Raw genomic sequence first — 16,786 nt, forward strand, 5'->3', positions numbered from 1 at the left:
GAGCGGTTGCTCCGGGGCCGTTCTGCATCACTGCCTCCGCGTCACTGCCTCAGGAGGCTGACGTCACGCGGTACACGTCGTAGACGCCCTCAATGCCGCGCACGGCCTTCAGGACGTGGCCGAGGTGCTTCGGGTCGCCCATCTCGAACGAGAACCGGCTGACGGCCACCCTGTCGCGCGACGTCGTCACCGACGCCGACAGGATGTTCACGCGCTCGTCGGCCAGCACCTTCGTGACGTCCGAGAGCAGGCGGTGCCGGTCGAGCGCCTCCACCTGGATGGCGACCAGGAAGACGCTGGAGGCCGACGGCGCCCACTCGACGTCGAGGAGCCGTTCCGGCGACTTCAGCAGCTCCTCCGCGTTCGTGCAGTCGGTGCGGTGCACCGACACGCCGCCACCGCGCGTGACGAAGCCGAGGATGTCGTCGCCCGGCACCGGAGTGCAGCAACGGGCGAGCTTGACCCACACGTCGCCCGCGTCCTTGACGATCACGCCCGCGTCGCCGGTGGGGCGGCGCCGGGTGACCGTGGACGGGGTGGCGCGGTCGGCCAGCTCCTCCTCGGCGTGGTCGACACCGCCGAGCTGCGCGACGAGCCGTTGCACGACGTGGCGGGCCGAGGTGTGCCCCTCGCCGACCGCCGCGTACAGCGCGCTCATGTCCGGGTAGTGCAGTTCCTTCGCAAGGGCCTGCATCGAGTCGACGCTGACCAGGCGCTGGATCGGAAGCCCGACACGCCGGACCTCCTTGGTGATCGCGTCCTTGCCCTGCTCGATCGCCTCTTCCTTGCGCTCCTTGGCGAACCACTGCTTGATCTTCGCCTTGGCGCGCGGGGACGCCACGAAGCTCAGCCAGTCGCGGGACGGGCCCGCACCCTCCGCCTTGGAGGTGAAGATCTCGACGACCTCACCGTTCTCGAGCTTGCGCTCCAGAGCGACGAGACGACCGTTCACACGGGCGCCGATGCAGCGGTGACCGACCTCGGTGTGCACCGAGTAGGCGAAGTCGACAGGCGTGGAGCCCGTCGGCAACGTCTCGACATCACCCTTGGGGGTGAACACGAAGATCTCGCGCGCGGCGAGGTCCCAGCGCAGCCCCTCCAAGAACTCACCGGGGTCCGCGGCTTCCCGCTGCCAGTCGAGGAGCTGGCGCATCCACGCCATCTCGTCGATCTCGACGGACTTGCCGTTGTGCGTGCCCTTGGTCTCCTTGTAGCGCCAGTGCGCCGCGATGCCGTACTCGGCCCGCTGGTGCATCTCCTGGGTGCGGATCTGCACTTCCAGGGGCTTGCCGTCGGGACCGATGACGGTCGTGTGCAGCGACTGGTACACGCCGAACCGGGGCTGCGCGATGTAGTCCTTGAACCGCCCCGGCATCGGCTGCCAGGCGGCGTGCACGACGCCCATCGCGGCGTAGCAGTCACGCACCTCGTCCACGAGGATCCGGACGCCCACGAGGTCGTGGATGTCGTCGAAGTCCCGGCCGCGGACGATCATCTTCTGGTTGATCGAGTAGTAGTGCTTCGGCCTGCCCTCGACCTTCGCGACGATCCGCGCGCTCTCCAGCTGGGTGTTCAGCTCGGAGACCACGGACCTCAGGTACGTGTCGCGACTCGGCGCCCGCTTCGCGACCAGGCGCACGATCTCGTCGTACTTCTTGGGCTGCAGGATCGCGAACGCGAGGTCCTCCAGCTCCCACTTGACCGTCGCCATGCCCAGCCGGTGGGCGAGCGGCGCGAGCACTTCGAGCGTCTCACGGGCCTTGCGGGCCTGCTTCTCCGGCGGCAGGAACCGCATGGTGCGCATGTTGTGCAGCCGGTCGGCGAGCTTGATGACCAGAACCCGCGGGTCCTTCGCCATCGCGATGACCATCTTGCGGATGGTCTCGGCCTCGGCCGCTGCCCCCAGCTTGACCTTGTCGAGCTTCGTGACGCCGTCGACCAGCCGGGCGACTTCTTCTCCGAAGTCCTCCTTGAGCTGGTTGAGCGAGTAGTCGGTGTCTTCCACGGTGTCGTGCAGCAGCGCTGCCACCAGCGTCGTGGTGTCCATGCCCAGCTCGGCGAGGATGGTCGCCACGGCGAGCGGATGCGTGATGTACGGGTCGCCGGACTTGCGGCGCTGCGGGCGGTGCTTCTCCTCGGCAACGTCGTACGCGTGCTGCAGAAGCGCCAGATCGGCCTTGGGATGGAGGTCACGGTGCACGGCGGCGAGAGGTTCGAGGACCTGCTTCACCGGGGCCGCACGTTGGGCGGTGATGCGCCGCGCAAGGCGGGCGCGCACACGCCGGGTCGCCGACGGTTGAACAACCGTCGCAGCGGGTTCGGTGTCTTGACTCAACCCCACGCTCCTCGGGTCTCGCGAGTACCGAGGATAACGCGTTTACGATGGGGAAACTTCCGGTGGCGCGCTGAGCGGCACAGCTCACACGGTGAACGCCGCGCAAACTACCGCTGGGCCGATCAGGCGACGCTCACCACGAACGCCCGCCAGGCGGAGACCGAGAACGCCAGGACGTCACCGCCGGCAGCCTTCGAATCACGCACGCGGGCGTCCGCGGAGAGCGACACCTCGACGCAGGAGCCACTCGCCGTGTCACCGCTGTAGGTGCTCTTACGCCAGATCCGCTCGGCGGTCATGAGAGTCCTCTCGCAGTCCGCTGACGTAGTTCGCCAGCAGGCTCCGCGATTGTCCCTCATCCAAAGCGTGTGCTTCCAACCACTTGAAGAACTCCCGGCTCCTCGCAATGGCTTTGCCGTCGTGTGCGAACACCTGGGCCACATCCGTCTCGCTGTAAGCCAGTGGCGTGTGCTTTTCGAAGCTGAACAACATGCGCGCGGACCGCGTGGCTATGGCGGCGCCGGCTGACATGGGGATGATGCGAAGGATGTGGGTGTGGAACAGCATCCGCAGGTACTGCTCCTCCATGATCTGCGCGTTGCCCACGAGGATCCGCAGGGCGAGTTCGTGGACGTAGAAAAGACATTCCGGACGATTGGGACGCGCCATGACCGCCTGGCGATCCGTCCGCAGTTGAACGAACTTCTCGATGTCCTCCGGCGCGGCGTGCCCGCCTTCGGTGAACAGCGCTCGCGCGTATTCCGGCGTCTGGATGAGGCCGGGCACGGTCATCCCGTCGAAGCTGGTGATCTTCTGGGCCATGGCCTCCGCCAAGGCGACCGTGCGAAGGTTGTCCGACACCTGCACCACGTACGGGTCGAAGGCGTAGCGGTAGCGCTCTCGGAACGCCTCGAAGTGGTTGCTGTCGCGACCGCACGTCATCAGGTACTGGACGAGGTCGATCTCGCTCGCGCGCGCCTTGCCCTTCTCGATGTTGGAGACCTTGCTCGGGTCCCAGCCGAGTTGTTCCGCGAAGGCGTGGCCGGTCAGGCCGGTGAACTTCTCGCGGAGGCGGCGCAGTTCGTCGCCCAGGTCGCGGCTGTAGGCGGTGGAGGTGATCGCAGTCATTCGTCCGACGGTAGGCATTGCCCCTCCTCCACGAACCAGCTCGTTCGGATGAAAACGGGTACGCCGCTAGGCGACGTGGCGGCCGGTGCGGAGTCTGGTGTTGGTTCTCGGGACGCGGGCGGGGTCGAGCCAGGCCGGTGGGATGAAGGTCGGGATTCCATCGTGGAGCGTCACCTCCCAGTCGCTTTGGTGGATCAAGGTGTGGTGGTGGCGGCACAGCAGGGCCGCGTTGCCGACCGACGTCTCGCCGCCCTCGGACCAGAATCTGACGTGGTGGGCGTCGCAGTGCTTGGGCGGGCGGTCGCAGCCCGGGAAGGTGCAGCCCTGGTCTCTGGCGACCAGCAGGCGGCGGATGGACGCGGGGAAGGTTCTGGTCTTGCGGCCCACGTCCATCGGTTCGGAGCGGCCGCCCAGGACCACCGGGATCACGCCCGCGTTGCAGGCGAGGCGGCGGACGAGAGGGGCGGGGACCCGGACCCGGTTGTCGAGCGTGGCCAAGCCCGTCTGGGCGGCCAGGTCGGCGTACGCCATCGTCAGCGTGAGCGTCACCGGCTCGCCTCCGTGGTCGGGGAGGCAGTCGGCGCGCAGCACGAGGTCGATCAGGTCGGCGAAGGCGTCGCCCTCGCGTTCGGCCCGCGAGCGGGCGTCGGGGCCCTCTTCGGGAGTGGCCGGGCGGGGTGCGGCGAGCGGGTCGATCAGCGCTTCGAACTTCGCGCCGGCGATCTTGTCGAGCCTCGCCCACACCTCCAGTTCGGCGCCCTTCCACTCCATGCGCAGCCGGTTGGCAGGCTGCGCGGGCAAGGGCTCGCCCGGCTCCTCGTCGCGCTGGTAGAGCCGGTACGCCAGCTCCCTGCCGAACGACCGCACCGCGCTGGGCTCGTGGGCCAGCGCAAACTCGACCACGGACCGTTCGGCCTCGGGCGGCAACTCCTTCATCACCTCGGCCACCGCCGAGATGTGATCGCCCGAGAGAGCCCCCTCCGCCACCGCCGCGGCAGTGACCGGGAGCTCCAGCAGCGGGCCGGACAGGAGCTCGGCGCGGGCGACCCACCGACGGGCTGTCGGCAGGTCCCAGCGCACGGCGTGACGCAGCACGTGCGCCACATTCCTGTACCCCAGCTCGGCGGCGGCCCCGCGGCGGGACAATTCAGCGATCTTCCGCATCATCCGATTCTCAAGAACGCGAATTTCCGCCACGTCTCCGACGACTGCGGCAAGCAGCTCGTCGGTGGACAGAAGACGGAGTTCCGGTTCGCTCATGCGTTCGACCGTACCGCAAGATCGCAGCATAAAAGCACGTCAAAGCCCACACGTTCGGGTGAACAGGATGGACAGAAGGCCATAGGAACCGTTAGTGCACATCTCTCTAGATGTAACGCACGCACCAATAACGACGCACGCAACAAAACACGAAAAGCACAACAACCGCACCCAAGACCCCGTGCCGGAACGACCAAGCCGAGCGCCTGGGAGAATCGGACCGTGAGGACTCTGATCTGGTGCGCCGCCATGACCTTGGTGTGGCTGGGCACGATGGCGTACCTCGCCCTCGACGACCCGAGCTACATCGACCCCCGGTCGATCATCGGCTCGTCGGTCGGCTGGGTGGTCGCGACCACCCTGAGCTGGCTGGTGCTGCGCCGCGCGAAGGCGCCGAAGCTGTGGGAGATCGCGGTCGTGACGGCGCCGGCGTCACTGGTCACGCTGGTGTTCGTGAGCATCGGTGCCGCCTTCGTGGCGCCGCCGCCGATCGCCTGAAACGCGACTTCTGTTCGCAATCGCCGTGACTGGCGGTCGCGGAGCTGGCATGATCGGTCACTCGACGTGAACGAGGTCTGGGGGGACCGCTCATGTTTCCTGCACCGCCACCGCCACCGCCCGCGCCAGTCGCCCGCCGGGGCACACCGTTCCTGCACTGCATGGCGGGGGCCGCGGTCTGGTACGTCGCCAGCATCACGGTCCAGGTCATCGTCGCGCAGAGGACCGGTTACGACGCCCGCGTGCTCAGGGGAGCGCTCGTCGGCGGTGGCATCATCTGGCTGCTCACGGCGCTCGTCACGTGGCTGATCACGCTGAGGGTCAGGGTCAAGCCGTGGGTGCTCATCTTCCTGACGCTGCCGCTCTACTTCATGCTGTCGTTCCTCGTCACGATTCTCTTCGTGGTCGTGGGCGTCGCGTTCCAGCTAGTGGTCCGCTGAGAGACTGGGCGCGTGCACTCACATCGGCCGATCTGGCACTGCCTGGCGTTCGCAGGCGTTTGGTACGCCGCGATCGTTCTGCTCAACCTCGTCACCAACGGCAGCGACGAGGGTGCCCGCGCGGCCTTGCTCGGGGTGGTGCCGTGGCTCGGTGCCTCCGCCGCCCTGACGCGCGTCGGGCACGGTGCCATGAAGGCCTGGCAGCTGATCCTGCTGGGGCTGCCGATCTTCTTCTTCCTGTGGGCGATCACCGTCGTGGTCGCCTACCGGTTCATCGTGCCGGTCACGGGCTGACCCGGTACGAGAAAGGGGGACGAGGCATGCGCCCCGTCCCCCTTCACCGCTGAGAACGTCACACGGTCATCAGTGCCTGCACGTCGCGGCCCGCGAGCCGCGTACGGCCACCCAGAGCCTGGATCTCCAGCACCACCGACACACCCGTCACGATGCCGCCGGCCCGTTCTACGAGCGTGCACGCGGCTTCGGCGGTGCCGCCCGTGGCGAGCACGTCGTCCACCACGACCACGCGCTGGCCCGGCTGGATGGCGTCCGCGGGGAGCTCCAGCGAGGCCTCGCCGTACTCGAGCGCGTAGGACACCGAGTCGGCGACGACCGGGAGCTTGCCCGGCTTGCGCAGCGGCACGACGCCGTAGCGCCAGCCGTACCCCAGGGCAGCGCCCAGGAGGAAGCCGCGCGACTCGATGGCGGCGATCACCTGGGTGCTGTCGTCGATCTTGTCCTGCAGAGCGTCGACCACGGCGCGCAGGGCGTCCGGGTCGGTGAGAACCGGCGTGAAGTCCCGGAAGACGACCCCCGGCTGGGGGAAGTCCGGGACTTCACGCATCAGTCCCAGAGCACGATCCAGTTTCAACGCTGACGCTTTCCGGTCGGGCGGCGGCGGGCGTCGCCTGCCTTGGCGGTGCGGTGGGGCACCGACGCGGCGGCGGCGTACGCCTCCTCCTTGCGCAGGTCGGCGGCGAGCGCCTCGTCGTCGACCGACTCGATGCCCTCGGCGACCTGCGGGCCCGCGGCCTTGGCGCGGCGGGTGGCCACGCGCCTGGCCTGCGCGATGTACTTCGGGTCGCGCATCTTCAGGTCCACCAGCACCGGGGTGGCGAGGAAGATCGAGGACAGGGCACCGATGAACATGCCGACGAGCTGCACGAGCGCCAGGTCCTGCAGGGTGCCGACGCCCAGGATGCCGACGCCGACGACCAGCAGGCCGATGACCGGGAGCAGCGCGATCAGCGAGGTGTTGATCGAGCGCATCAGGGTCTGGTTGAGCGCCAGGTTCGCCGCTTCGGCGTAGGTGCGGCGGGTCAGGCCCAGCAGGCCTCGGGTGTTCTCCTTGACCTTGTCGAACACGACGACCGTGTCGTACAGGGAGAAGCCGAGGATCGTGAGCAGACCGATCACCGTCGCCGGCGTCACCTCGAAGCCGATGAGCGAGTAGACGCCCGCGGTGATGATGACGTCGTGGAAGACGGCGACGAGCGCGCCGACGGCCATCTGCCACTCGAAGTAGAACACCAGGAAGATGGTCACCGCGACGAAGAACCAGAACAGGGCCCAGATGGCCTTGCCGCTGATCTCACCGCCCCAGGACGCCGAGACGGCGCTGTCGGAGATCGCGCCGGCACCGCCCTGCGGCTGGGTGTCCTGCGCCAAGGCCGCCTTGAGGGTCGCGACCTCGTTGATGTTCAGCGCGGGCGACTTGAGCTGGATCGACGCGCTGGCACCGGAACCGACGGACTGCACGGCGTTCGGCTTCTTGCCGGGCAGTGCCTTCGCGTAGGAGTCCTCGACGGCGCCCGTCGTGATGGGCTGGCCGCTGGCCGACACGGACGGCATCGAGATCTTCGTGCCGCCCTTGAAGTCGATGCCCAGGTTGAAGCCGTTGAACACCATCGAGCCGATGCAGACCAGCAGGATGATGCCGGAGGTGATGTACCAGCGGGTGCGCTTGCCGACGATGTCGAACGCGCCGTTGCCCACGTAGAGGCGCGAGAACACGCTGCTCACGTCAGGCCTCCTTCACGGCGGTCTTGCCGGTCGTGGTCGCGCGGTGCGCGGCACCCTCGCGGGCGGCACCCCCCAGACCCGACAGGCTCGAGTTGGACAGGAACTTGGACTTCGACGCCATCGCGACCAGCGGGTGCGTCACGAGGAACACGACCACGAGGTCGAGGACCGTCGACATGCCCAGGGTGAACGCGAAGCCCTTCACCTGGCCGACGGCGATGACGTACAGCACGGCGGCGGCGATGAAGCTGACCGCGTCGGCGGAGAGGATCGTGCGGCGGGAACGAACCCACGCGCGCGGCACGGCCGAGCGGAACGTGCGGCCCTCACGCACCTCGTCCTTCAGTCGTTCGAAGAAGACGATGAACGAGTCCGCGGTGATACCGATCGCGACGATGAACCCGGCGATGCCGGCGAGGTCGAGCGTGAAGCCGATGACGCGGCCGAGCAGGACCAGCACGGCGTAGATGACGACCGCGGACAGGGCCAGCGACAGGATCGTCAGGATGCCGAGGAGGCGGTAGTAGAACATGCAGTAGACGAAGACCAGCGCGAGGCCGATGCCGCCGGCGATGAGACCCGCCTTGAGCGACTGCAGGCCGAGCGTCGGGGAGACCGTCTGCGCCTCGGACGCGTCGAAGGACAGCGGCAGCGCGCCGTACTTCAGCGTGTTCGCGAGGTTCTGGGCTTCCTTCAGCGTGAACTTGCCGCTGATCTCGGTGGAGCCACCGGAGATGGCCGACTGGATGGTCGGCGCGGACATGACCTCGCCGTCGAGCACGACCGCGACGGCCTGCTGGACGTTGGCCGCGGTGAACGCGCCCCACTTGGTGCCGCCCTCGGACTTGAAGTCGAGGTTGACGACGTAGCCGGTGCCGTTCGGGTTGTTGTTGGCCGCGGCGTTGCTGATGTCCTCACCGGTCAGGCGGGAGTAGTTCGAGTAGTCGTCGGCCTTGGTCTGGGTGTCCTCCTTGGGAGGGTTGACCGGGGCCAGCGTGTACTTGAACTCGCCCTTCTCGTCACAGGTGACGAGAGGCTTGTCCAGGTCGTCGTTGCCGCGCAGCGGGTCGGGCTTGGAGCAGTCGAGCAGGAGCGCGGCCTGCTGCAGGACCTGCGGGTCCGTGGACTGGCGCAGCGCCTTCGCCTCCTGGATCTCCTTCGCGACCCTGGGGTCGACGTTGGAGGGGGCGGACGGCGTGCTCGGCGCGGTGCTGGACGGCGCGGTGCTGCTCGACGGCGGCGTGCTGGAGGGCTGCGCGGCCAGGTTCGGCGCGGGACGGCCCTGCGGGGCACCGCTCGACGGCGGCGGGTTGCCGGCGCTCTGGCTCGGCGGCGTCGACGGAGGCGTGCTCGCGGTGCCGGACGGCGGCGTGCTCGACTGGGTCTGCGGCGGGGCGCCCGCCGGCACCGGCTGGCCGATGACCTTGCGGAACGCGAGGCGAGCGGTCTGGCCGAGGCCCTTCGCGCCTTCGCTGTCCGCACCCGGGACCGTGATCACCAGGTTGTTGCCGTCCCGCACGACCTCGGCACCGGAGACGCCGAGACCGTTCACGCGGACCTCGATGAGGTCACGTGCGCGGTTGAGCGCTTCCTCGCTCGGCTGCGCGCCGTCTTCCTGCCGAGCCGTCAGGGTGACGAGCGTGCCGCCCTGGAGGTCGATTCCGAGCTTGGGTTTGGCCGAACCGTTCCCGGTCAAGAACACCAGGGCGTAGAGCGCGACCACGATGAGGACAAAACTCGCCAAATACTTCGCAGGGCGAATTTGCCCGGCCGGAGGTGCCACGATCCGTCCGTCTCCTAGTAGCGATGGTTTCCGAGCGCGCAGCGTAACGCGCGCCGCGTGAGCTGCGCGTCACTACCTGGAGTTGGCGGTGTTCACAGTTGCCAACTCCAGGTGTCACGGCATTAGTTCTTTACTTCTTGGCGTTGTGGTCCAAGGGCTCGGCGACCTGTGCGGTGGTCACCTCGGCCTCGTCGTCGTCCGCCTTGTCCTCGACCACGGCCTCGTCGGTCTCCGCGACCTTCTCGCGGATCGCGGCGCGCAGCCAGCGGGTGACGACGCCCTCGGAGATCTCGATGTCGATGGTGGTTTCGTGGCTCGCGTCGGCGACGGTGCCGTACAGGCCCGACGTCGTCATCACCTTGTCACCGGGCGCGAGCGAGTTCTGGAGAGCCTGCTGCTCGGCCATCGCCCGCTTCTGCTTGCGCGCGCTGAGGAACAGCGGCACCGCCAGCAGAACCAGAAGCAACGGGAACATCAAAGAGCCAAGGTTGCCCATCATTCTCCGATCAAGTGGACATGCCTCGACGCACGTCCGATATGTCCAGGTGCTTTCACCGATTGTGCCAGGTCACCACAGTTGATCACCGGCGGGCGGTTCCAGTCCCAGGTGGTACCACGCCGCGGGTGTCGCCACCCGGCCGCGCGGTGTCCGGGCCAGCATGCCAGCTCGCACCAAATACGGTTCGCACACCTCTTCCACGGTGGTCGGTTCCTCACCGACGGCGACCGCGAGGGTGGAGACGCCGACGGGGCCTCCGTTGAAGGTCTTGACCAGGGCGTTCAGCACCGCGCGGTCGAGGCGGTCGAGGCCGAGCTGGTCGACGTCGTAGACCTCGAGCGCCTGCTTGGCGATCTCCTCCGTGACCCTGCCGTCGGCCCTGACCTCGGCGAAGTCGCGGACGCGGCGCAGCAGCCGGTTCGCGATGCGGGGCGTGCCCCTGGAGCGGCCGGCGATCTCGATGGCGGCGTCCACGGCGATGTCGACGCCGAGAATCTTCGCGCTGCGCTTCACGATGAGGTCGAGCTCGTCGGCGCTGTAGAACTCCATGTGGCCGGTGAAGCCGAAGCGGTCGCGCAGCGGGCCGGTCAGGGCTCCGGACCTGGTCGTGGCTCCGACCAGCGTGAACGGCGCGATGTCGAGCGGGATGCTGGTCGCGCCGGGGCCCTTGCCGACCACGACGTCGACGCGGAAGTCCTCCATCGCGAGGTAGAGCATCTCCTCGGCGGGGCGGGCCATGCGGTGGATCTCGTCGATGAACAGCACGTCGCCCTCGACCAGGTTGGACAGCATCGCGGCGAGGTCGCCCGCGCGTTCCAGGGCCGGGCCGCTGGTGATGCGGATGGCCGAGTTGAGCTCCTTCGCGATGATCATGGCGAGGGAGGTCTTGCCCAGGCCGGGCGGGCCGCTGAGCAGGACGTGGTCCGGGGCCGTGCCGCGGCGCATCGCGCCGTGCAGGACGAGTTCGAGCTGTTCGCGGACGCGTTGCTGGCCGACGAACTCGTGCAGGTCGGCCGGGCGCAGGCTGGTCTCGAGGTCGCGCTCGGCGGGGGCGACGTACGGGCTGAGCTCGTCCTCGCTCACTTGCGCCCCAGGGTCGCGAGCGCGCGGCGCAGGACGGCGGAGGTGGACTGCTCGGGGTTCGCGGCGAGGACGCCGTCGACCGCGGCCTCCGCGGACTTGGCCGGGAAGCCGAGGCCGAGGAGCGCCTCGACGACGTGGTCGCGCGTCTGGCTGTGCGCGGGCGTCGTGGGCGTGGGCAGCTGGCCGACCTTGTCGCGCAGCTCGATGATGAGGCGTTCCGCGCCCTTCTTGCCGATGCCGGGGACCTGCGTGAGCACGGTGATGTTGCCCTCGGCGAGCGCGTGGCGGAGCTTGTCCGGTTCGAGGACGGCGAGGGTGGCCAGCGCGATCCGCGGGCCGATGCCGCTGACGGTCTGGAGCAGGCTGAACAGCTCGCGGGCCTCGGCGTCGGCGAACCCGAACAGGGTGAGGCTGTCCTCGCGGACGATCAGGGTGGTGGCGAGGCTCGCCTCCTCGCCGCGGCGCAGGGTGGCGAGCGTGGTCGGCGTCATCTGGACGGCGAACCCGACGCCGCCCACCTCGACGACGGCGTGGTCGAGGCCGACGTGCTGCACCTGGCCGCGCAGTGACGAGATCACCTGTGTCCTCCGGACTTCACGCTCACGCAGGCGTCCCCTCGCGAAGGGGACCCCTTGGTTTCATTCTTCCAGCCGACCCCGACAGTTCCGGCGTGCGCTGAGGCCGCGCTCGCCCAGGCCCTGTTCAGGGGCTGCCGGGGTGAGCTCGCGGTCGAACCGGCCGCTGGGGCCGGGGGGTGCGGCGTGCCGGGGCGCCGCACGGCCGGACCAGGCACCGAAGCCGAGGGTGACGACGCCGGACCAGCCACCGGAGCCGGGGCCAACGGCGCGGTGCCGTGGCGCCTCGCGGTCGAACCGGCCACCGGGACCAGAGGCGACGACGCGATGCCGTGACGCACCGCCCGGTGCGCCACCGAGTGCGAAGACGGTCCGTGCGGCGCCGAAACACCGGGGCGCCGGCGATCGGCGCGCGCTGAAGCCGTCACGACCCGCTCCGCCGCGCGGCCTCGGCCAGCTTCGCCTTGTGCACGCGGGCCAGCTCCGCGGCGCGGGCCTGCGCTTCTTCGAGCCTGTTGCGCATCGGCGCGCGCCAGTGGTGGCAGATGGCGAGGGCCAGTGCGTCCGCCGCGTCGGCCGGCTTCGGCGCGACCTTGAGGCCGAGCAGCTTGGTCACCATGGCGGTCACCTGGGCCTTGTCGGCGCGGCCCGATCCCGTGACGGCGGCCTTCACCTCGGACGGCGTGTGGAACTCGACCGGCAGGTTCCGCTGCGCGGCGGCCAGTGCGACGACACCTGACGCCTGCGCGACCCCCATCGCGGTGCGGACGTTGTGCTGCGCGAAGACTCGTTCGATGGCGACGACCTGTGGTTCGTAACGGTCCAGCCACACACAGACGCCGTCGTACAGCTCGTGCAGGCGCACGGACAGCGGAGCGTCAACGGGTGTGCGCAGGACATCGACGGCCACGGCGCGCACGACCCGGCCCGGTCCGCCGTCCACCACGCCGAAGCCGCACCTGGTCAGACCGGGGTCGACCCCGAACACGCGCACGACAGCTCCCCGGATCGCAGGACGAACAACAGTTCGAACCATATCCGGTGCACCTGCGGGTGACAGTCACCGACACGGTTCGACAAGTCCACCGCGCCGTTACTACGGTGGTCGGGTTTCGATCACGGGAGTGACGGGTGAAGAGGTTCTGGGCCGTTGCGGGGTGCGTCGGCGTCGTCATGACGGTCGCCATCCTCGCCGCCCTGGCCGCGCCGCGCGATATCGGTATCGCCATCGACAAGGTCGTGCAGCTCGTCTTCGCCGTCGCGGCGGTCGTCGTCTACGCGCGGGCGCGGGACCGGTGGATGACGGCGGCGATGATCAGCCTGAGCGTCGGGTTGTCCGCGTGGATCTGGGGCCAGCAGATCATGGGCGTGCAGCTGCCGTCGTCCACGATCGCGCCGATCGGCTTCACGATGGTGCCGGTGCTCTGCCTGGCCGCGGTGATCGCGAAGGCGCAGAAGCGCCGCTCCGACGACCTGCTGCCGAACTACCGCAGCCGCACGGTGATCGTGCTCGACGGGCTGATCGTGATCGGGTCGCTGTTCGTGCTGACGTGGGTGTCGGCGCTGGAGTCGCTGACCCGCGCGTGGGCCACCGAGGGTCCCGGGTTCGCCACGGTCGTCGCGCATCCCGCCGCGTACCTCGTGCTGCTCGTGGCGATCGTGGTGATGTCGTGGACGCATCAGGCCGTGCGTCAGTGGCCGATGCTCTTCGTGGCACTGGCCGGCATCGCGCAGTCGTCGTCGGGCTGGGTGTTCGCGTACCACATCTCCAAGGGCAACACGGTGATCCCGGCGGCCGCGGACATCGGCTTCATGCTGTGCCCGGCGTTCTTCCTGCTGAGCGCGCTCGCACCGGTCCGCAACCTCGACCCGACGCCCGGCCGCATGCGCATGGCCGACCTGCTGCACCTGCTCGTGCCGTACCTGCCGCTCGCGATCACCGGGCTGTTCGTCAGTTGGAACACCGCGACGGGCGGCCGGCTGAACCCGGTCGAGATCTACGTCGGGCTCCTGGTCATCTGCCTCGTGATCGTGCGGCAGCTGTTCACGATGATGGACAACGTCCGGCTGATGGACCAGCTCCGCGTCTCTCGCGAAGAGCTGCGGCACGAGGCGACGCACGACCCGTTGACCGGCGTCGCGAACCGGTCGCTGTTCCGCGAACGGCTGGAGCGCGCGCTTTCGGTCCGTGACCGCTCGACGCCGTTGATCCTGCTGTTCATCGACGTGGACGGGTTCAAGGCCGTCAACGACAACAACGGGCACGCCGAGGGCGACATGGTGCTGCGCAACGTCGCCGCACGGCTGGTGAACAGCGTGCGGCCGGAGGACACCGTGGCGCGGCTCGGCGGTGACGAGTTCGGTGTGCTGGTCGACGGCGGTGACGCCGAGGAGCTCGGCGACCGGCTGCTGACGGTGCTGGGGCATCCGCACGAGGTGGACGGCCGGGTGCACCGGGTGCACGCCAGCATCGGTGTGGCGCAACGGTTCTCGTACGATCCCATGATCACCGCCGACGACGTGCTCGGAGCAGCGGACGCCGCGATGTACACGGCGAAGCGGCTCGGCAAGGGCATGGTCGTCGTGCACGGTTCCCCGCTTCCGGAGATGACGTGACCCCAGAGCAGCTGATCAGCGACCTCGGCATGCAGGAACTGCCCGTCGAGGGCGGGTACTTCGCGCAGACGCACCGGTCGGACGAGGTGTCCGCGATCGCGTACCTGTTGCGCAGCCCGGACTTCTCCGGCATGCACGTGCTGAAGCACCTGGAGATCTACCACTTCCACGCCGGGTCGCCGTTGCGGATGCTGCTGCTGCACCCGGACGGCACGGTGGCCGAGCCGGTGCTGAGCGCGTCGAACCCGCAGGTCGTGGTGCCCGCGGGCGTGTGGCAGGGCAGCACTCCGGCCGGCGACTGGTCGCTGGTCGGCACGGTGGTGGTGCCGCCGTACACCGACGACATCGTGGAGTTCGGGCACGCGGACGACCTGTGCGCGCGTCATCCCTCGCACGCTGATCTCATTCGGCCCCTGTGCCGGTTCTAGCGTCTCTAAGATCCTCGGAATGGCGCTTGTCCCGCTCAACGGCATCGAGCTGAACGTCCACACCGAGGGTTCCGGCGATCTCGTCGTGCTCGTCATGGGCACCGGCAGTCCCGGCAGGGTCTGGCGCACGTACCAGGTGCCCGCGCTGGTCAAGGCCGGGTACCGCGTCGCGTACTTCGACAACCGCGGCATCAGGCCGTCGTCCGAGTGCGCGGAGGGCTTCACGCTCGACGACATGGTCGCCGACACCGCCGCCGTGATCGAGCACCTGGGCGGCCCGGCGCACGTGATCGGCACGTCGCTGGGCGGCCGCATCACCCAGGAGCTGGCGCTGACGCGTCCGGCGCTGGTGCGGTCGGCGGTGATGATGGCGACCTCCGGCCGGCCCGAACCGGTGTCGCAGGCGTGGTCGCAGGCGCTGTGCGACCTGCACGACAAGGGCGTCGAGATCCCGCTGCAGTTCTACGCGGTGGCGTCGGTGGTGAGGAACCTGTCGCAGACGACGCTGGCCGACCCGGTGGTCGCCCGCGACTGGTTGCAGATGTACGAGTTCGCCGGCTCGTCGCTCGGCGCGGGCGAACGGATCCAGCTCGGCCTCGGCGAGTACGACACGCGCCTGCAGGCCTACCGCGACATCGCCGTGCGGTCGATGGTGATCGGGTTCGCCGACGACGTCGTGCTGCCGCCTCGGCTGTCGCGGGAGGTGGCGGACGCGATCCCCGGCGCGCGGTACGCCGAGGTCGCGGGGGCCGGGCACGTCGGGTACCTGGAGCGGCCGGACGAGGTGAACCGGCTGCTGGTCGAGTTCCTGGGCGGCGCTTGATGGAGCGGGTGTCCCCGCACGATCGGTGGCTGGAGATGGTGCGGGAACATCCGGAACTCCACGCGTTCCTGTCCGGGCTGCGTCCCGGTGAGGTGTTGTCCGGCACGGTCGCGGCGGTCGAGAACTTCGGGGTGTTCGTGCGGCTCGACGACGGTCCCGCTCATCCGAGCTACCCCGGTGCCGGGTTCGTGACGATCCCGGACCTGTCCTGGCGACACGTCGGCGATCCGTCCGACGTCGTGGCCGTCGGGCAACGCGTCAGCGGCGCGTTCCTCGAGTACGACACGTGGCAGATGGAGGCCCGGATGTCGTTGAGGGCGCTGAAGCCGGACAGTCGTCGCCGAGATCGACCGGGAGCGGCGCAGGGTGGTGCTGGTTAGCGGTCCAGGCTGAACTCGTCCGTCGTCTCCCCCTTCACCAGCAGGTCCACGCGGCCGCTGAGCACGTAGGTGCCGTGCGGTGTGCGGGCGGCCGTGGTCGGGGCGGTCTTCCAGTCCCGCTGGGACTTCACCTGCCACGTGCGGGTGTCCAGGAGCGTCACGGCGTTCCTGCCCGGTGCGGCCAGGCCGTTCGTCACGACGACCAGGCCCTGCGGGGTGAGGGTGAGGCCGTCGGCGCCCGGCAGCTTCAGCGCGGGCAGTTCCTCCACGTGGTTCGCGGTGACTTTGAACAGGGTGCCGTCGGTGTAGTGGCCGGTGACCAGGAAGCCCCTGGGGTCCCAGGCGATCCCGTTGTTGCCGAACGACGCCCCGCCCAGCCAGGGGTCGCGGGCGAACGGTGTGACGGTGCCGTCGCGGCCGACCTTCCAGATCGTGTCGCCCAGCGTGCCGGTGACGTAGGCGTTGCCGTGCGGGTCGACCGCGACGTCGTTGGCGCCGTTGGGAATGTCGGCGTACTTCAGCGCGCGGCCGGTGCGCAGGTCGAAGATGCCCAGGCCGGACTGGCCGGGTACCGATCGTTCGCCGAAGCCGATGTCGCCGTAGGTGACCAGCAGCCGGTCGCCGTCCACCCGGAGGCCGAACGTGGACACCATGCGGGTTCCGGTGACGAGCGGGCGGACCCGGCCGTTGGTGCCGACCAGCGACACCGTGCCGTGGCGCAGCGAGCTGACGAGGAACTGGCCGCGGCTCGGGTCCCAGGCCACGCCCTCGGGGTGCAGCGACGGTGAGCGTGCCTCGATGTGCCTCGGCGTGGCCTGGGCGGTGCCGGTGAGCAGCACCAGCACCGCCGTGACGGCGAGCAGGACGCGCATTGCTTCCCTCCAGTACGAACACTGATGCGTATCAGAGTTCTGAT

Annotated in this window: 20 protein-coding genes; 8 read left to right on the top strand and 12 right to left on the bottom strand. The window is 69.1% G+C overall.

Going from position 1 to position 16,786, the window contains the following annotated elements:
* Nucleotides 1–49 precede the first annotated feature (49 nt).
* The 4 genes from ORI60_RS26390 to ORI60_RS26405 all read right to left on the bottom strand — a co-directional run bounded on the left by ORI60_RS26390 (nucleotide 50) and on the right by ORI60_RS26405 (nucleotide 4,753).
* Nucleotides 50–2,335 carry a RelA/SpoT family protein gene (locus tag ORI60_RS26390; RefSeq protein WP_416234492.1) on the bottom strand — a complete coding sequence of 762 codons (2,286 nt, stop codon included), beginning with the start codon at nucleotides 2,333–2,335 and terminating at the stop codon, nucleotides 50–52.
* A 122-nt stretch (nucleotides 2,336–2,457) separates the two neighbouring features.
* Nucleotides 2,458–2,634: a DUF397 domain-containing protein gene (locus ORI60_RS26395; RefSeq protein ID WP_266040665.1), complete on the bottom strand. Its 177-nt coding sequence runs from the start codon at nucleotides 2,632–2,634 to the stop codon at nucleotides 2,458–2,460.
* Nucleotides 2,609–3,463, bottom strand: coding sequence for a helix-turn-helix domain-containing protein (locus ORI60_RS26400; protein ID WP_266040667.1), 855 nt, complete (start codon nucleotides 3,461–3,463; stop codon nucleotides 2,609–2,611). The genes ORI60_RS26395 and ORI60_RS26400 overlap by 26 nt, the downstream gene beginning before the upstream one ends.
* Before the next feature lie 66 nt (nucleotides 3,464–3,529).
* A complete protein-coding gene (locus ORI60_RS26405; protein WP_323055944.1) occupies nucleotides 3,530–4,753 on the bottom strand; it encodes an HNH endonuclease signature motif containing protein in 1,224 nt (407 codons plus the stop codon).
* A 192-nt stretch (nucleotides 4,754–4,945) separates the two neighbouring features.
* Between ORI60_RS26405 and ORI60_RS26410 the strand changes: the two genes are divergently transcribed.
* The 3 genes from ORI60_RS26410 to ORI60_RS26420 all read left to right on the top strand — a co-directional run bounded on the left by ORI60_RS26410 (nucleotide 4,946) and on the right by ORI60_RS26420 (nucleotide 5,955).
* Nucleotides 4,946–5,221, top strand: a complete 276-nt coding sequence (locus tag ORI60_RS26410; RefSeq protein WP_266040671.1) for a hypothetical protein — start codon at nucleotides 4,946–4,948, stop codon at nucleotides 5,219–5,221.
* A 92-nt stretch (nucleotides 5,222–5,313) separates the two neighbouring features.
* A complete protein-coding gene (locus tag ORI60_RS26415; protein WP_266040673.1) occupies nucleotides 5,314–5,661 on the top strand; it encodes a hypothetical protein in 348 nt (115 codons plus the stop codon).
* 12 nt (nucleotides 5,662–5,673) lie between these two features.
* Nucleotides 5,674–5,955, top strand: a complete 282-nt coding sequence (locus ORI60_RS26420) for a hypothetical protein (protein ID WP_266040675.1) — start codon at nucleotides 5,674–5,676, stop codon at nucleotides 5,953–5,955.
* Between the two features lie 58 nt (nucleotides 5,956–6,013).
* Here the strand turns inward: ORI60_RS26420 and ORI60_RS26425 are convergent, their stop codons facing one another.
* The 6 genes from ORI60_RS26425 to ruvA form a co-directional block, all read right to left on the bottom strand.
* Nucleotides 6,014–6,505 (bottom strand): adenine phosphoribosyltransferase, encoded by a 492-nt coding sequence (locus ORI60_RS26425; protein WP_266040676.1) that lies wholly within the window; start codon nucleotides 6,503–6,505, stop codon nucleotides 6,014–6,016.
* A 23-nt stretch (nucleotides 6,506–6,528) separates the two neighbouring features.
* Nucleotides 6,529–7,683 carry a protein translocase subunit SecF gene (gene secF, locus ORI60_RS26430; RefSeq protein ID WP_266040677.1) on the bottom strand — a complete coding sequence of 385 codons (1,155 nt, stop codon included), beginning with the start codon at nucleotides 7,681–7,683 and terminating at the stop codon, nucleotides 6,529–6,531.
* A gap of 1 nt (nucleotide 7,684) precedes the next feature.
* A complete protein-coding gene (gene secD, locus ORI60_RS26435; protein WP_266040678.1) occupies nucleotides 7,685–9,466 on the bottom strand; it encodes a protein translocase subunit SecD in 1,782 nt (593 codons plus the stop codon).
* A 130-nt stretch (nucleotides 9,467–9,596) separates the two neighbouring features.
* Nucleotides 9,597–9,941, bottom strand: coding sequence for a preprotein translocase subunit YajC (yajC, locus tag ORI60_RS26440; protein ID WP_266040679.1), 345 nt, complete (start codon nucleotides 9,939–9,941; stop codon nucleotides 9,597–9,599).
* A gap of 93 nt (nucleotides 9,942–10,034) precedes the next feature.
* The gene (ruvB, locus tag ORI60_RS26445) at nucleotides 10,035–11,048 is read right to left on the bottom strand and encodes a Holliday junction branch migration DNA helicase RuvB (protein ID WP_266040681.1); all 1,014 of its coding nucleotides are present in this window, start codon (nucleotides 11,046–11,048) and stop codon (nucleotides 10,035–10,037) included.
* Nucleotides 11,045–11,626: a Holliday junction branch migration protein RuvA gene (ruvA, locus tag ORI60_RS26450; protein ID WP_266040682.1), complete on the bottom strand. Its 582-nt coding sequence runs from the start codon at nucleotides 11,624–11,626 to the stop codon at nucleotides 11,045–11,047. Before ruvA ends, ruvB begins: the two co-directional genes overlap by 4 nt.
* 54 nt (nucleotides 11,627–11,680) lie before the next feature.
* On the opposite strand from ruvA, the gene ORI60_RS26455 reads away from it, so the two are divergent.
* Nucleotides 11,681–11,959, top strand: a complete 279-nt coding sequence (locus ORI60_RS26455; protein WP_266040683.1) for a hypothetical protein — start codon at nucleotides 11,681–11,683, stop codon at nucleotides 11,957–11,959.
* A gap of 88 nt (nucleotides 11,960–12,047) precedes the next feature.
* Here ORI60_RS26455 and ruvC read toward each other — a convergent pair whose 3' ends face one another.
* The gene (ruvC, locus tag ORI60_RS26460) at nucleotides 12,048–12,617 is read right to left on the bottom strand and encodes a crossover junction endodeoxyribonuclease RuvC (RefSeq protein WP_266040685.1); all 570 of its coding nucleotides are present in this window, start codon (nucleotides 12,615–12,617) and stop codon (nucleotides 12,048–12,050) included.
* A gap of 137 nt (nucleotides 12,618–12,754) precedes the next feature.
* Between ruvC and ORI60_RS26465 the strand changes: the two genes are divergently transcribed.
* The 4 genes from ORI60_RS26465 to ORI60_RS26480 are packed head-to-tail and all read left to right on the top strand — an operon-like array spanning nucleotide 12,755 to nucleotide 15,870.
* Nucleotides 12,755–14,239 carry a GGDEF domain-containing protein gene (locus tag ORI60_RS26465; RefSeq protein WP_266040686.1) on the top strand — a complete coding sequence of 495 codons (1,485 nt, stop codon included), beginning with the start codon at nucleotides 12,755–12,757 and terminating at the stop codon, nucleotides 14,237–14,239.
* Complete coding sequence (locus ORI60_RS26470) at nucleotides 14,236–14,667, top strand: cupin domain-containing protein (protein ID WP_266040687.1); 432 nt, start codon at nucleotides 14,236–14,238, stop codon at nucleotides 14,665–14,667. Before ORI60_RS26465 ends, ORI60_RS26470 begins: the two co-directional genes overlap by 4 nt.
* 19 nt (nucleotides 14,668–14,686) lie before the next feature.
* Nucleotides 14,687–15,490 (top strand): alpha/beta fold hydrolase, encoded by an 804-nt coding sequence (locus tag ORI60_RS26475; protein ID WP_266040689.1) that lies wholly within the window; start codon nucleotides 14,687–14,689, stop codon nucleotides 15,488–15,490.
* 8 nt (nucleotides 15,491–15,498) lie between these two features.
* Entirely contained in the window at nucleotides 15,499–15,870 is a 372-nt protein-coding gene (locus ORI60_RS26480) for a S1 RNA-binding domain-containing protein (RefSeq protein WP_266040690.1), read from the top strand.
* On the opposite strand, the gene ORI60_RS26485 is transcribed toward ORI60_RS26480, so the two are convergent.
* Nucleotides 15,867–16,742 (bottom strand): hypothetical protein, encoded by an 876-nt coding sequence (locus ORI60_RS26485; protein ID WP_266040692.1) that lies wholly within the window; start codon nucleotides 16,740–16,742, stop codon nucleotides 15,867–15,869. The genes ORI60_RS26480 and ORI60_RS26485 overlap by 4 nt on opposite strands.
* Between the last annotated feature and the right edge of the window lie 44 nt (nucleotides 16,743–16,786).

The sequence above is a fragment of the Lentzea sp. NEAU-D7 genome, assembly GCF_026242055.1.
Classification (GTDB): Bacteria; Actinomycetota; Actinomycetes; order Mycobacteriales; family Pseudonocardiaceae; genus Lentzea.